We start from the raw sequence: 13,875 nt of genomic DNA on the forward strand, positions 1-13,875 counted from the left end.
GCTTTGGGATCAAAGTGCGTGAGTTTGAAAATCGGCAGGCTTAGTCGGCATGTCGATCTTCGCGGCGTCGGGAGCGAACGGAGAGGACAACGGGGATGCCTGGGGCGGGATGGTCCTGGCGGAGTTTGTTGGAGAGGTACTGCTCGTAGCTGGAGGTCATGAGGGTCTTGTCATTGACGAACAGGACGTAGCTGGGGACGGGAATCGTCGCGTAGCGCTCGTTGATGGCAGTGGTGGCGTAGTAGAGCTTCAGCCGCTTGGTGGATTTGCCCACGGTGGGTGGGGGATTCACCTGGAATGCGAGTTGGAGCATGCGATTGAGAACGCCTGTGGAGGGCACCTTTTGGGCGCTCTTGCGGATGGAGATGGCCTGTTTCAGGACCTGATGCACGGCTTGCCCTTCTTTGGCGGAGACGCAAAGGAAGGGGGCGTAGTGGAGGAAGAAAAGTTCCCGTCGGACCTGCTCTTCAGCCTCTTTGCGCCGGTATTTCATGGCGGCGCCAGGGTGGAAGAGGTCGAATTTGTTGAGAACGATGAGGCAGGGTTTCTTTTCTTTGAGGATGAGCTGAGCAATTTTGCGATCTTGGGCACTGACTCCGGCGGCAAGGTCGATGACGAGAATGCAAAGGTCCGCGCGTCGGATGGCCTTCTCGGTGCGCATGGCGGAGAAGACTTCCACAGAGGTATCGCGGCGTCCGCGAGGGCGGAGCCCGGCGGTGTCGATCAGGGTAAATTGTTCGCCATCGAAGGTGTAGGGAAGATCGATCGCGTCGCGTGTGGTGCCGGCGATTTCAGAAACGATGGTTCGTTCGTCCTTGAGGATGGCGTTGACGAGGGAGGATTTGCCGGCGTTGGGCTTGCCGACGATGGTCAATTTGATGCCGGATTTGACGGCTTCGACGGTCGCTTCCTCGATTTCTCCTGCGAGGGGGGCCAAGTGGCGGTCGATTTCTTCGACGAGGGCAGACATGTTGCGTCCATGCTCGGCGGAGACGAAGGTGCCAGCACCGAGACCGAGAGCTGCCATTTCACCAAAGGACGATTCATGTTTGGCGTCATCCACTTTGTTGATGACGAGCATGACCGGCCCGTCTGCCTTGCGAAGCTTTTGGGCGAGGGCGTGATCAATGGGAGTGAGTCCCTCGTGAGCATCGACCACGAAAAGAATGAGGTCGGCGGTTTGAATGGCGATGTCGGCCTCGAGAGTCACCTGTTGGGCGAAGCCATCGTCGAGCGTCGCACCGATGCCGCCGGTATCGACGATGGTGCAGGCCGTTTGGGTGGCCATGCAGGGGGCGGCGAGCCGATCACGAGTGACGCCAGGCTGATCGTGGACGATCGCGATTTTCCGCTTTGCGAGGCGGTTGAAGAGAGCGGACTTCCCGACATTGGGGCGGCCGACGATGGCGACGGATGGCATGGCGAAAAACTCGGGGAAGGAGAGAGGCTTGGGAATGCGGAAATTCCGTTAAATCTCTGATGAGGCGAGAATTTGTCGGCGGGCTTCGAGGAAGTAGCGTTGGCCTGACCAAAGGGTGAAGAAAGCAGCGATGGCGCAGGGATAGACGGGAGGGAGGATTTTGACTTTCAGCATGACCCAGCCGATCGCGACCATTTGGGTGACGGTGCACATTTTTCCCGTCCAGTGGGGCTGGTAGTGCACGAGGTGAGCTTGGCGTTTGACGAGGATGATGCCGATGACGATGAGGGTGTCGCGCAGGACGACGAGCCAGGCGAACCAGATGGGAATCCGCCAATCGTCGTGGTCCCAGGGAAAGGCGCTGAGGAAGACGATGGCGGTGATGAGGAGGAATTTGTCGGCCAGGGGGTCGATGAATGCTCCAAACTTGGACTTTTGATTGAAGCGACGGGCGATCCAACCATCGAGTCCATCCGTGGATGATGCGAGGATGAAGATTCCCAGTGCGATCCAGCGCTGGGTTTCAACCGGCTGGTTGGCCGCGATCCCGAGACCGTATTTTGCCACGTAGACCGCGAAGACCGGCACCAGAGCGATGCGGGCGAGGGTGATCTTGCTGGCGAGGGTCATTGCCGCACCATGGTGCAGGGGAATGAGAATGGCTAGCAAGGAAGAGGAAGTTTCCTCAGATCAGGGTGGCGGGAATCAAAAAAGGCGCGATGTCGACGAGGACACCGCGCCTTGAGATTTTATTGCCCGGGGGATCAGGGCTTCCCGGGAATTGAGTGATAGATCTGCTCGAGGGCCATCACGGTGTAGGAGGTTACGAGGATGGGATTGGATTCCATCCAGCGGCCGTTTTCATTGATCCAGGAGCCATCCGACTTTTGGGTGGCGAGGAGTTTGCCGGCGAGATCGCTGCGCCAGTCAACCGCCTTGCCGTCAGCGAGCGGGAGTTTGTCGACCTTGGCGGCGGCGAGAGCCTTGGACATGGCCTGATAGTAGTAGTAGAGGCCCTGGAGACCCATTCCTGGGTTTTCATCGAGCGTCCAGTTTTTGCCAGCCCACTCCTTGACGGCGACCACGCGGGCGTCGTTGGGTTCGAGTTTGGCATACACGAGGGAGAGCAATCCGGCATAGGAGATGGATCCATAGGAACGGAGGGCGGTGCGGCCATCAGGCAATTCGACTTCACCGGCTTTGGAATCGCCGGGAGTATAGATGAAGCCGCCTTTGTTCTGCTCGTCATCGGATGCCCACTCCTGGTCGTTGGTGGCTTCGAGATTCTGGCAGCGGGAAAGGAAGGTGATGGCGGCGTCCCAATCGAGGTCGGGTTGATCGCCGAAGTTGCCGTCGTCGACCACTTGCTTGGAAAGGGCAAGGGCCTCGATGGCGAGATAGGTGTTGGAAAGGTCGGTGTGGTCGTTGTGGGAGCCGTAGCCGATTCCGCCGTCGTTGGCATTGTCGGTTTCCTTGGCTTTGCCGATGTCCCACTGTTCTCCGATGAGATACTTGCGACCCCGTACGATGGCGGGTTCATCGACATCGCGACCGCCGGCAGTGAGGGCGGTGACGGAGGTGGCGGTGTTGTAGACGCCGAGGCCTTTGTTGTAGATGCCGCCGTCTTCTTTTTGTTGTTCCTTAAGCCATTCGAAGCCTTTGGCGATGGATTCAGGGAGTTCCTTGGCGGGATCGACGGCGGGGTCCCGGACGGCGGCGGTGAGGGCTAGCGCAGTGAGTGCTGGAAGGTCTTCGGTGTCCCACCAACCTTGTTCTTTTTGCTGCTGGGCGAGCCATTCGTTGCCACGAGCGATGGCCAATTTCATCTCCTGTTGGAGTGAAAGGTAGGGATTGGGAGGGGCGTCTTGCGCGGCGGCGGGCAAGGCGGAGGCGACGAGGGCGGTCGCTCCGAGGGTGGAGACGAGGAGCTGCTTCATGATGAGTAGGGTCGAACGATGACGGTGACGGGAGTTCCCAAGTCTGGGACGCGGGTGGCGTGGGGCAGCCAGACTTCGTCATTCTGGTTGTCCTTGCCGGAGAAATTGAACAGGGCGGAATTGCTGAGGAAGATGGCCATGAGGTCGCCTGAGCTTTCCGCAAGAAAACGACCTTGGTTGAAGGTGGAGCCTCCATAGACCCAGGGGTCGGAGGGCATGGTTTTCTCCGTCGATTCGTAGGCGATCCAATCGCTGGCTGGGACGGGCTGGGTGGCCCCTTTCGCAAGCAGGAGAATTTGGACTCGAGAGCCGGCCTTTTCCTCATCGGTGGCGGGCTGGAATTCGGAGGATGCCGTGCCGTCGTCTTTGATGCGGAGATAGAGTTCCCGGGAGGCCTGATAGTGGAGGAGCTTGAGGGCGATGTTCAGGTGGACGGCCGAGATGCGGGTCGAAAGCAGGGATTCGTGGATTTTCCCGTTCTCGTGAACGAGTAAGAATTCGAGCAAGCCCTCGACTTGGTTGACCTGGGCCGGGAATTGAATTTCGCGGGTTTTCGGATCGAACTCGATCAACCCGATTTTCATGCGGCCGTCCGGGAGCTTTTCGATGGCCGGCTCGGTGGGGGCAACCGTTTGATCTGGGGCGGGCAGGGATTTGGGTTCGACCGGGGCGCGATCTACGGATTCTTCCGCTGCGAGAGGAAGGAAGAGGGAAAGGAGGAGCAGGTTCAGGCAGGATTTCATCGGGCGAAGAACCGAACGCGTGCACAACGTGCCCGTCCAGAAGAGTCTTGGGGGAAATGTCAGGGTTCGTCCGGGTGGGTGACTTGGGGGACGAAGTGGGACCAAGCTCGGCGAGTGATGCGGTGCGCAAGTGAGTCGTCGGAGGGTTCTCCTTCCGGGGGCTGAGAAATGGGTCTGAGGGTAGGGTCGAGTGCCAAAGTGGAGGCGACCAGGCGGAAGGCCGCGGAGAGGAGGTCTTGGCGTAGGCGATCGACATCCTCGGTCACGACGACTTCGGCACTGGCCGGTTCCTCTTCGCCGGGCCGCTCAAGGGAGAGCGTGAGGTGCTCGGTCTTTTTGCGGTCAGGGGTGATCCAGGCTTCAAAGCGGAGTTGGCGATGGGAGGCTTGAGCAAGTGCTTCGGCGGCGAGTCGGGCTGCCTTTCGCGTGGCGCTGACCTGGGAGGAAGGGGTGTGGATCTTGAGTTTGACCAAAGGAGCCCCTGCAGGCGCTTCTTCGGGAACGGAGATCAAAGCGCGGGTTCGCCGCATGCCTTTGAGCGCGGCGCGAAGCTCCTCGTCGCTAGGATTTAGGGCGTCGAGGACGCGTTCGTAGGCGGTCAGTGCTGCGGTGGCTTGTGATTCGGCCTCCAGCGTTTGACCTGCTTGGAGGAAGGAGCCGGCAGGGTATTGAGATTGGCCGACCCAAAAGTCCTGAGGCAGCGGCTCGGGAAGATGGTCGAGCGGAAGCGTGGGCGGCGGTGGCGGCGGCGGGGGCTCTGATTGGAATGGCTCAGGGGTGGTCTCTTCGACGGGAGCTGTGGGGGGCGTCGCTGGGAGTGCGAAAAGATCGGAAGGGCGGGCGAGCTGCTGAGTGGCTTTGATTTTCGCCCGTGCGATGACTTCCGGGCTCGGGGGAGTCATGAAATCGCGGCCCCAGGTGCCACGGATCCACACGCCGGCGACGACGGCGATGCAGAGGAGAAAAACTATCCAGAGGGGAACGCGGCGCACGTTTGGAGCATTTCCGAGCGCTGCGATCTCGCCAAGCAGATTGTCGGGAGCGTCCGGTGAAGGGTGATGGGCGTACATGAATCAGCGCGCCGACGAGCGATGTCGTGGGCGCGCTGAAAAAAAGAAACGGGCGGATCGTGGATCAGCTTGCGCTCTTCACCGCGGTGGCGCGCTTACCAACGCGGCCGCGGAGGTAGTGAAGCTTGGCGCGACGGACCTTGCCACGAGAGGTGACTTCGATCTTGGAGATCCGAGGAGTGTGAACGGGGAAGACCCGCTCCACACCTTCGCCGTAGGAAATCTTACGGACCGTGAAGGCGGCGTTCACGCCTGAACCGCGCTTGGCAATCACGATGCCGGCGAAAATCTGGATACGCTCTTTGCCACCTTCCACCACGCGGGTGTGAACTTTCACGCTGTCACCGACGTTGAAGTTGACGACGTCTTGTTTCAGCTGCTCTTGCTCGATCTTGGTGATGATGTCCATGGCGGTCCTCCTATCTGGGAAAATGGGTGTCTGGCGCCTGCCCGGCGCGAGGGGCGGGAGAACTAGAGGAACTCTCCCGTCTTTGCAATCGCGAAATTCACCGAATTTCGATGGATGTCAAAGTCTGCGTGAACCTTGTCAGTGACGAGGGATTTGGGCTGGGATCACTTTTTGCCATAGACGGCATCGGGATCAAACTTGCGGCCTTCTTCGGTGAACGAGAGGGATCCATTGGGCTCGATCTTGCGGTAGAAGCACCCGCTTCGTCCGGTGTGACAGGCGCCTTCGCCCCTTTGGTTGACGTAGAGGATGATGGCATCCTGATCGCAGTCGGTCCGGATTTCGCGGACTTTCTGGACGTGGCCGGAGGTCGCTCCCTTGTGCCAGATTTCTTGGCGGCTGCGGGACCAGTAGACGGCTTCGCCCTTTTCGAGTGTCAACTGCAGCGACTCGGCGTTCATGTAGGCGAGCATCAACGGCTCGCGAGTGTCGGCATCGATCGCCATTGCCGGGATCAGGCCGTCGGCATCGAATTTTGGAGCAAAGGCGCTTCCTTCCTCGAGCTCCTTCTTATCGCCACGGGGTGCAAATGAGGCCATGCGGGGCGTTTAGGCTGGGTGAGGGTGGGGGGCAAGCCGCAGTTGCCTGTGCTGCCAAGATTTGCGTTGGCGGAAAGGGTCGGTCGGGTGTTTCCTGCCGGCCCTTCCCGCCCCTTTTTCAGAACTGCATGAATCCACTTACTGTCATCAAGGCCGGCACCGGAGTGCTCACCCGGGTCAGCGATGGAACGCTCGACGGCGGATCGCTGGTCCGCTTGGTGACGGCGATTGCCGGGCTGTTGGAGGAGGGGCATCGGTGTCTGCTGGTCAGCTCGGGAGCTGTCGGGGCGGGAGTTTCCGCCTTCGGGCTCGAGGGTTATCCTTCGGATCTGACGACTCGCCAGGCCTGCGCGGCGGTGGGTCAAGCGCGATTGATGCACACCTACGAGAATCTGTTCCGGAATTTCGGCCTGTCGGTTGCCCAAGTGTTGCTGTCGGGGGATGACCTGCATCGACCGGAGCGCGCGGCCAATGTGCGCAATACGTTGGACCGATTGCTTTCCGAGCCCGGTATCGTGCCGATCATCAACGAGAATGATTCGGTGGCAGTGGAGGAGCTTCGAGTGGGAGATAATGACATGCTCTCTGCGGCGGTGGCTCGGTTGATGGGGGCCAGCCGACTGATTTTGCTCACCAGCGTCGACGGATTGCTCAACCCGGAGACTCATGCCTTGGTTCCCGAGGTGTCCGAGTTGGACGGGATCGAATCGCTGGTGAAGAATGAAAAAGGTCGCTTTTCGATCGGCGGCATGGCCACCAAGCTCTCAGCCGTGAGAGGGGCGGTGGAAGCAGGCATCGAGGTTCACATCGCCCACGGCCGTAAGCCCGAGCGGTTGGCCGGCATCCTCGCCGGTGAAAAGGGCATTTCCACTCGCTTTCCCATCAAGGCATGACTGAGGAAGACATCCGAAATGAGATCGAACTGCTGGCCCGACAGGCCCGTGCAGCATCGTATCAGCTGTCGCAGCTGAGCACTGAGGAGAAGAACACGATTCTGGTCGCCATGGCGGAGGGGATTCGCGCCGCGGCCCCTGTCTTGATGGCGGCAAATGCCGAAGACTTGAAAGCGGCGGTCGAGAAAGGACTCAGCGGTGCCATGGTGGATCGCTTGCGATTGGATGAAAAGCGCATCGAGGCGATGGCGGTTGGCATTGCCGAGGTGGCGGAGTTGCCCGATCCGGTGGGGGAAGTCATGGAGAGCTGGAGCCGACCGAATGGGCTTCGTTTGGAGCAGGTCCGGGTGCCGATCGGAACCATCGGAATCATCTATGAGAGCCGTCCGAATGTGACCAGCGATGCCGCCGTGCTTTGCCTGAAGACGGGAAACGCCACGATTCTGAGAGGGGGGTCGGAAGCGATCCATTCGAATCGAGCGATTGCGGAAGTGCTGACTCGCGCCGGAGAGGCGGCGGGCTTGCCGTCCCATGCGATTCAGCTGATTCCGTTTACCGATCGATCCAGTGTGTCCGCCCTGTGTAGCATGGACAAGTGGCTCGACGTGATCATTCCCCGAGGAGGTCGCGGTCTGATCGAAACCGTGGTGGCACAAGCTCGGATGCCGGTGATCAAACACTATGATGGCATTTGCCACACGTTCGTTGATCAAGCTGCGGATCCAGACATGGGAGTGGCCATTACCGTCAACGCGAAAACCCACAAGCCGGGAGTCTGCAATGCGCTGGAGACCTTGCTGGTGCATGCTTCGATCGCCGAGAGCTTTTTGCCGAAGGTGGCGGCTGCCTTGCAGGAGAAGGGTGTGGAGCTGCGGGGGTGCGAACGAACCCAGGCCTTCATCGAATGCGCACCGGCGACCGAGGACGATTGGTCGACGGAATACCTCGATCTGATTTTGTCGGTCAAGGTGGTCGACTCTCTCGACGAAGCCATTGCGCATATCAATACCTACGGATCTCATCACTCCGATTGCATCGTCACCCAGGATGGAGCGGCAGCGGCGAAGTTTCTCTCGGCGGTGGATTCGGCCTGTGTCTTTCACAATGCCTCGACGCGATTTGCCGATGGAGGAGAATTTGGATTCGGAGCTGAAATTGGGATTTCGACTGAGAAATTGCATGCACGTGGGCCGATGGGGCTGCGCGAGCTGACCAGCTATCAGTACCGGATTCATGGCGAAGGCCAGGTCAGATGAATTTCCACCATTGCGCTCAAGAGTGGGGGCGTTAGGGGTGGAGTGTGTCCGAAATGGCCATCGAAATTGAATCGCTCGCCAAGCGCTATGGCCGATTTGAGGCTTTGGCCGGGGTATCGCTATCGGTCAAGAGTGGTGGAGTCTTTGGACTTCTTGGGCCGAATGGGGCGGGGAAAAGCACCTTGGTGAAGTCGCTGCTGACCTTGGTGAGGCCGTCGCGCTGCCAGGGGACATTGCTCGGGCGGCCAATTGGGCACCGGGCGACGTTGGCGAAGGTGGGCTATTTGCCGGAGCATGCCCGCTTTCCTGATTACCTGACGGGGCGGCAGATTGTGCGGATGAGCGCAGGTCTGTCCCAAATGGCTCGCAAGCTGGCCTTGGCGCGGGAAGAGATGTTGCTGGAGCGGGTGGGCATGGCGACTCGAGCGGATGATGTCTACCGCCACTATTCGAAAGGCATGAGGCAACGCATTGGGATTGCCCAGGCGTTGATTCACGATCCGCAGTTGGTGTTTCTCGACGAACCGACGGATGGGGTGGATCCGCAAGGCCGGGTGGAAATTCGGCGGATGATCGAGGAGATGAAGGCCGAGGGGCGCACGGTTTTCGTGAACAGCCATCTTTTGGATGAGGTCGAGCAGGTGGCAGACGAAGTGGCGATTTTGTGTGGGGGGAGGATGGTGGAGCGTGGGCGGACTGCAGATCTCACCCGCCGGGAAGTCTCGTTCGTTGTCCGTAGTCAGGGCCCGTTGCCTTTCGAATTGAAAGCGGCGTTTGAGAAAGAAGGTTGGCTGGTGGGAGCAGACTCGATCGAGGTGCGGGGAGAAGCCGCCGAGGTGGTGCAACCGGTGATTGATGCGCTGAGAGCTCGAAATGTGTCGATTCGTGAAATCCGTGAATCCCGCCGCTCGCTGGAGCAGGTGTTTTTGGAGGCGGTCAACCGGAAGGAGGAAGCATGACCCAATTTGGCGCCATTTTTGTGGATTCGTTGCGACTGTTGCGAGGTCGTTCGTTGTTTTGGATCACCCTGGGCATTTCTTTGTTCGCTGGGCTGATGTATCTATCGATTGGGTTCACCGCTACCGGCTACAGTGTCGGATTTGGATTGGTGGCTGTTGATCATCCTGCGATCCGTGCCGGATCTCCCATGGCGGGGATGTTCTACTTTGCGATTTTCTCGGTGTTTCTGGTGAACGTGTGGCTGTCGTGGGTCGCGGTGGTGTTGGCATTGATCACCTGTGCGCCGATTTTTCCTGAGTTCATGGCCGAAGGGGCTGCGGGATCGGTACTGAGCAAGCCGATTTCCCGATGGAGGTTGTTCGCTTACAAGTATGTGTGTGGTCTTTTGTTCGCGTTGATCCAGACCGCTGCTTTCTGTGTGCTGGTGTTTTTGGCGATGCGATGGAGGGTGGGGAGTTGGAATCCGACGATCTTTTGGGCGGTGCCATTGATCACGCTGATGTTTTCCTATCTTTGGGCCGTCATGGTGGCCGTGGGGATCAAGACTCGTTCCGTGATGGCTGCCTTGCTGTCGGTTATGGTGGTGTGGATGAGTTGCTGGATGGCGAAGGTCGTGGACGACTTTGCTTGGTCGGCCTCGGAGAGCGGGGAAATCCCCACCATCAGTGGTGGAGAGCGGCTCTCGACTTCGGAGCAGGCGACGTGGAAGCGCTACCAAGCTTTGGCGGAGTTGCCTTATCGTTCGCTGCCGAAGACCACGGACACCGTGAATCTTCTCCAACGGTTCGTTCGGCTGGAAGGGGACCGAGAGTTCTCGATGAGTGAGGTGACGACGGCGACTCTCAACGGGGTCCCGGCAAAAGACACTGAAGTGGATGCCTCCATGACGAGGGGGTCTCCGCAATGGATCATCGGTTCCTCACTAGTCTTCGAGTTGATGGTCGTTGCTTATGCCGGTTGGCTCTTTTGTCGGCGCGATTTTTGAATGTCGCTGGATCTGAAAGCTCGCTGGTGAGGAGGGCACGGCGGCGATCCACCACCGTGCCTTAACGGGCGAGAAATCAGCCTTCCATGCGCACGAGCAGGTCGTCGCTGTCGACTTGGTCGCCTTTTTTGACGAGGACCTCCTTGATGGTCCCTGACTTGGCAGCGCTGGCGGTGGTGAGCATTTTCATCGCCTCCAGAACGATCAGCTTCTCTCCTTCGACGACTTCCTGGCCGGGTGAGATGGCGACTTCGGAAACCATCCCGGGCATCGGTGCGCACGCTTGGCTGGTATCGTCTGGATCGCCCTTGAGGCGTGCTGGGCCGGTGGATTTGGCAAGGGAGGCGTCGGTGACGAGGCTTTCCCGCGGCATGCCATTGAGCTCATAAAACAGCGTGCGGCGGCCTTCGGAATCGGGTTCGCCAATGGAGACGAGTTTGATGAAGAGCGTTTTACCGGGGTCGATTTCGACCTCGATTTCCTCACCGGAGCTGAGGCCGTAGAAAAATGCCGGTGTCGGAAGGCCGCTCAACTCGTCGTATTGGGCGAGGGAAGCTTGGAAGTCGTCAAACACCTGAGGATACATCAGGTGGGAATAGAGGTCGTCGTCGGAAGCGGGCCGTTTGAGCGATTCGCTTAAGGCAGCTCGCGTGCGGTGGAGGTCGACGGGGGCTGCAAGTTCACCGGGGCGCTGGGTGGTGGAGGGCTTTTGGTTAAGGACGACTCGCTTCACGTCCTCGGGGAAGCCTCCATCGGGTTGGCCGAGGCCACCGGCAAGCATGTCGATGACGCTTTCCGGCCAGTCGATGGAGCCGGGTTTGAGCTTGGGAACATCGGCGGGCTTGATGCCACGCGTGATCAGGAACATGGCCATGTCTCCGACCACCTTGGAAGAAGGGGTCACCTTGACGATGTCTCCGAAGAGTTGGTTGACCTCGGCGTAGGTGCGGGAGATTTCCCGCCAGCGGTGGCCGAGGCCCATGGCATTGGCTTGCTCGCGCAAGTTGGTGTATTGGCCGCCGGGCATTTCGTGTTCGTAGACTTCAGCTGTGCCGGCACGGGGGGCGGAAATGAAGGGTTCGTATTGGGCGAGAACCTCTTCCCAATAGTCCGAGATTTCGTTGAGGTGGTCGAAGTCGAGTTGGGGATCGCGCTCGGAATTGGCGAGAGCCGCCGCGATGGAGTTGAGGTTTGGCTGCGAGGTGGAGCCCGACATGGAAGCCGTGGCGAGGTCGACGATGTCGACGCCCGCCCGTGCCGCGGTAATGACCGACGCGGCGTTGAGTCCTGAGGTGTCGTGGGTGTGAAAGTGGATGGGGATGCCGATCTCCTGCTTCAAAGCGTGCACCAATTCATAGGCCGCCTGGGGTTTGCAGAGACCTGCCATGTCTTTGATGGCGAGAATGTGAGCGCCCATTTTCTCCAGCTCTCTGGCCTTGGAGAGATAGTATTTCAGGGAGAACTTATCGCGTTTGGCGTCGAGAATATCGCCGGTGTAGCAGACGGCGGCTTCGCACAGGACTCCGCCGTGCTCGCGTGCGGCTTCCATGGCCACGCGCATGTTGGGCAGGTAGTTGAGTGAGTCGAAGATCCGGAAAAGATCCATTCCGGAGTCGGCGGCGTGCTTCACGAAGCCCGCCACGACGTTGTCGGGGTAGTTGGAGTAGCCGACCGCGTTGGAACCCCGGAAGAGCATCTGGAAGAGGATGCCAGGGATTTTCTCGCGAAGGCGGCGGAGCCGCTCCCATGGATCCTCTTTGAGGAATCGCATGGCAGTGTCGAAGGTGGCCCCACCCCACATTTCGAGCGAGAACATCCCCGGGAGCCCGTTTTGATAGGCTTCGGCGATGTGCAGCATATCGAGGGTCCGCATGCGTGTAGCCATCAGCGATTGGTGCGCATCGCGCATGGAAGTGTCGGTGATGAGCAGCCGCTTTTGATCAAGAATCCACTGGGCAAACTTTTCCGGGCCGAGTTCGTGAAGGAGGTGGCGGGTTTGGGGGAGGTTGCCGCCGGAAGGCTCCACGTGAGGGATGCGAGGAGAAAGTATCGGGGAAGCCGGCTTCCAGCCTTTGGCAGTGGGGTTGCCATTGACTGTCACGTTGGAAAGATATGAGAGCAGTTTGGTGGCTCGGTCTCGACGGGGTTTGAATTGGAAGAGCTCCGGCTTGGTGTCGATGAGCTTGGTGTGGGCATCGCCCGCTCGGAAAGTGGGATCGGCGATGACGTTCTCCAGGAAGGGAATGTTGGTTTTGACCCCACGGATCCGGAATTCGCGCAGAGCGCGGTCCATCCGCTGGCAGGCGATGGGAAAACTACGGCCCATGGCGGTGAGCTTTACCAACATGGAGTCGTAGTAGGGAGTGATGACGGATCCCGCGTCTCCGGATCCTGCATCCAGGCGGATGCCAAAGCCGGCGGCGGAGCGGTAGTTGAGAATGCGGCCGTAGTCGGGGGCGAAGCTGCGAGCGGGGTCTTCGGTGGTGATTCGGCATTGGATCGCGTAGCCGATGCAGGGAATGTCTTCCTGGGCAGGAATCGCGATTTCCTCATCGTGGAGGGAATGGCCCTTGGCGACGAGGATTTGGGAGCGGACGAGATCGATGCCGGTGACGCATTCCGTGACCGTGTGCTCGACTTGAATCCGGGGATTCATCTCGATGAAGAACCAGTCCTTTTTGTCCATGTCGTAGAGGAACTCGACGGTGCCGGCGTTGTTGTAACCGATGCCTTGGGCGAGCTTCACGGCGGCCTCACAGAGTTCTTTGCGGACGATGGGGTCGAGGTCAATGGACGGAGCCACTTCGACGACTTTCTGATAGCGGCGTTGGACGGAGCAATCGCGTTCGTGAAGGTGGACGACGTGGCCGTGCTGGTCGCCAAGGATTTGAACCTCGATGTGTTTGGCTCGAGAAATGTAGCGTTCGAGGAACACGGCTGGATTGCCAAAGGCATTGCCGGCTTCGTCTTGGGCTTCGGTGAGCAGCGGAAGCAGTTGCTTCTCCTCCATGACCACGCGCATGCCGCGTCCACCGCCCCCAAAGGCGGCTTTGATGATGAGGGGGAAGCCAATCTCCTGTGCAATTTTGAGCGCCTCCGCGGGATCGGTCACGGGCTCTTCCGTGCCGGGGAGCACAGGCACTGAGAACTTTTGGGCCAATTCGCGGGCAGCCGTTTTGTCGCCCATGTTTTCGAGCAGATCGGGCGACGGACCAACGAAGGTGATTCCTTCCCGCGCACAGGCCCGGGCGAAGGCTGCGTTTTCGGAGAGAAACCCATATCCGGGGTGAATGAGGGTGACGCCTTTCGCCTTCGCAACCGATACGATGCCTTCGACGTCGAGGTAGGCACCGACCGGCCCCTTTTCGCGATCAAGGAGGTAGGCTTCGTCGGCTTTGAAACGGTGGCGGGAAAAGCGATCTTCTTCGGCGTAGATCGAGACCGTGCGCAGACCCAGTTCGTTGGCGGCGCGGAAGATCCGGATCGCGATTTCTCCGCGATTGGCAGCAAGAAGCTTATCGTAACTCATGTTGTGCCGATTGCTAAGGGATGACGGGGGATTCAGCCAATGGGAAATTGGCAGGAGACACGATCGGGCGAACC

The 13,875-nt window shown here is 59.5% G+C and carries 12 protein-coding genes; 4 read left to right on the top strand and 8 right to left on the bottom strand.

The window, feature by feature from the left end; all coding sequences use genetic code 11:
- Window positions 1-40: 40 nt before the first annotated feature.
- From der to hisI, 7 genes are all read right to left on the bottom strand, one after another.
- Window positions 41-1,420, bottom strand: coding sequence for a ribosome biogenesis GTPase Der (gene der, locus HNR46_RS12925; RefSeq protein WP_184019456.1), 1,380 nt, complete (start codon window positions 1,418-1,420; stop codon window positions 41-43).
- A 48-nt stretch (window positions 1,421-1,468) separates the two neighbouring features.
- Window positions 1,469-2,089: a CDP-diacylglycerol--glycerol-3-phosphate 3-phosphatidyltransferase gene (gene pgsA / locus HNR46_RS12930; protein WP_184019458.1), complete on the bottom strand. Its 621-nt coding sequence runs from the start codon at window positions 2,087-2,089 to the stop codon at window positions 1,469-1,471.
- A 95-nt stretch (window positions 2,090-2,184) separates the two neighbouring features.
- Complete coding sequence (locus HNR46_RS12935; protein WP_184019460.1) at window positions 2,185-3,357, bottom strand: prenyltransferase/squalene oxidase repeat-containing protein; 1,173 nt, start codon at window positions 3,355-3,357, stop codon at window positions 2,185-2,187.
- Window positions 3,354-4,100 carry a YdjY domain-containing protein gene (locus tag HNR46_RS12940; RefSeq protein WP_184019462.1) on the bottom strand — a complete coding sequence of 249 codons (747 nt, stop codon included), beginning with the start codon at window positions 4,098-4,100 and terminating at the stop codon, window positions 3,354-3,356. The genes HNR46_RS12935 and HNR46_RS12940 overlap by 4 nt, the downstream gene beginning before the upstream one ends.
- 59 nt (window positions 4,101-4,159) lie before the next feature.
- A complete protein-coding gene (locus tag HNR46_RS12945) occupies window positions 4,160-5,170 on the bottom strand; it encodes a hypothetical protein (protein ID WP_184019464.1) in 1,011 nt (336 codons plus the stop codon).
- A gap of 64 nt (window positions 5,171-5,234) precedes the next feature.
- Window positions 5,235-5,579, bottom strand: a complete 345-nt coding sequence (gene rplS / locus HNR46_RS12950) for a 50S ribosomal protein L19 (RefSeq protein WP_184019466.1) — start codon at window positions 5,577-5,579, stop codon at window positions 5,235-5,237.
- 164 nt (window positions 5,580-5,743) lie between these two features.
- Entirely contained in the window at window positions 5,744-6,178 is a 435-nt protein-coding gene (gene hisI, locus HNR46_RS12955) for a phosphoribosyl-AMP cyclohydrolase (protein ID WP_184019468.1), read from the bottom strand.
- Between the two features lie 128 nt (window positions 6,179-6,306).
- Here hisI and proB point away from each other — a divergent pair, with 128 nt between their 5' ends.
- From proB to HNR46_RS12975, 4 genes are read left to right on the top strand one after another with little or no spacing between them, the layout of a single operon-like run.
- A complete protein-coding gene (gene proB, locus HNR46_RS12960; RefSeq protein ID WP_184019470.1) occupies window positions 6,307-7,071 on the top strand; it encodes a glutamate 5-kinase in 765 nt (254 codons plus the stop codon).
- The gene (locus HNR46_RS12965) at window positions 7,068-8,327 is read left to right on the top strand and encodes a glutamate-5-semialdehyde dehydrogenase (protein WP_184019472.1); all 1,260 of its coding nucleotides are present in this window, start codon (window positions 7,068-7,070) and stop codon (window positions 8,325-8,327) included. The genes proB and HNR46_RS12965 overlap by 4 nt, the downstream gene beginning before the upstream one ends.
- A 53-nt stretch (window positions 8,328-8,380) precedes the next feature.
- On the top strand, window positions 8,381-9,286 hold the full coding sequence (locus HNR46_RS12970; protein ID WP_184019474.1) for an ABC transporter ATP-binding protein: 906 nt from the start codon (window positions 8,381-8,383) through the stop codon (window positions 9,284-9,286).
- The gene (locus HNR46_RS12975; RefSeq protein ID WP_184019476.1) at window positions 9,283-10,272 is read left to right on the top strand and encodes a hypothetical protein; all 990 of its coding nucleotides are present in this window, start codon (window positions 9,283-9,285) and stop codon (window positions 10,270-10,272) included. Before HNR46_RS12970 ends, HNR46_RS12975 begins: the two co-directional genes overlap by 4 nt.
- 76 nt (window positions 10,273-10,348) lie before the next feature.
- Here HNR46_RS12975 and HNR46_RS12980 read toward each other — a convergent pair whose 3' ends face one another.
- Window positions 10,349-13,801 (bottom strand): pyruvate carboxylase, encoded by a 3,453-nt coding sequence (locus HNR46_RS12980; protein WP_184019478.1) that lies wholly within the window; start codon window positions 13,799-13,801, stop codon window positions 10,349-10,351.
- Window positions 13,802-13,875: the final 74 nt, after the last annotated feature.

Origin of the sequence: Haloferula luteola (genome assembly GCF_014201715.1) — a bacterium.
In the GTDB taxonomy this organism is placed as follows: Bacteria; Verrucomicrobiota; Verrucomicrobiia; order Verrucomicrobiales; family Akkermansiaceae; genus Haloferula; species Haloferula luteola.